General features: G+C 64.2%; 1 protein-coding gene. It reads left to right on the top strand.

Annotated features, from left to right (window positions below; translation table 11 throughout):
• Positions 1 to 512, top strand: a 512-nt coding sequence (locus LI72_RS18645; RefSeq protein ID WP_033927483.1) for a transposase, incomplete at its 5' end; no start/stop codon positions are given.
• Positions 513 to 648: the final 136 nt, after the last annotated feature.

Below are 648 nucleotides of genomic sequence, written 5' to 3'. Positions count from 1 at the left end.
ATACCAAGGCCAAGGTGAAGGAGGGCGCGGATCCCAAGGCGTTCAAACCGGTTGACCTCGCCATCCCGATGTTCGGCTACAAGAACCACATAGGCATCGACCGTGCGCATCGGCTGATCCGCACCTGGGATGCCAGCGCCGCCAACGCCAACGACGGCGCCCGGCTGCCTGACGTGGTCAGCGAGGACAACACCGGCTCGGGGGTATGGGCCGATACGGCCTATCGACCAAAGAAGAACGAGGCGTTCCTCGCCAAGGGCATGTTCACCAGCCACATCCATCAGAGGAAGCCGCCGCGCCGGCCGATGCCCGAGCGCATCGCCAGGGCCAATGCCAAGCGATCGGCGGTGCGCTCAGCGGTCGAGCACGTGTTCGCCGGCCAGAAGCACCGCATGGGGCTCATTGTTCGCACCATCGGCATCGCCCGAGCCCGCATCAAGATCGGCATGGCGAACCTCGCCTATAACTTCCAGCGCCTCGCCTGGCTCGAGGGGCGCTCTGCGCCTGCTTGATGCAAAAACCGGCCTATACGGCCGGTTCAGACAGCGAAATCAGCAGATCGGCCACCCGAAACCAGGGCTCACCATCCAATCGCGCCACGTCCCGTCGGCGTCATGCCAAAATCAGACGGTCCTTCGAGGCGTCCAG

Origin of the sequence: Sphingomonas sp. 35-24ZXX (assembly GCF_000786215.1) — a bacterium.
Classification (GTDB): Bacteria; Pseudomonadota; Alphaproteobacteria; order Sphingomonadales; family Sphingomonadaceae; genus Blastomonas.
The sequence above is the reverse complement of the archived record's forward strand: the minus strand, read 5'-3'. Positions and strand labels throughout refer to the sequence as shown.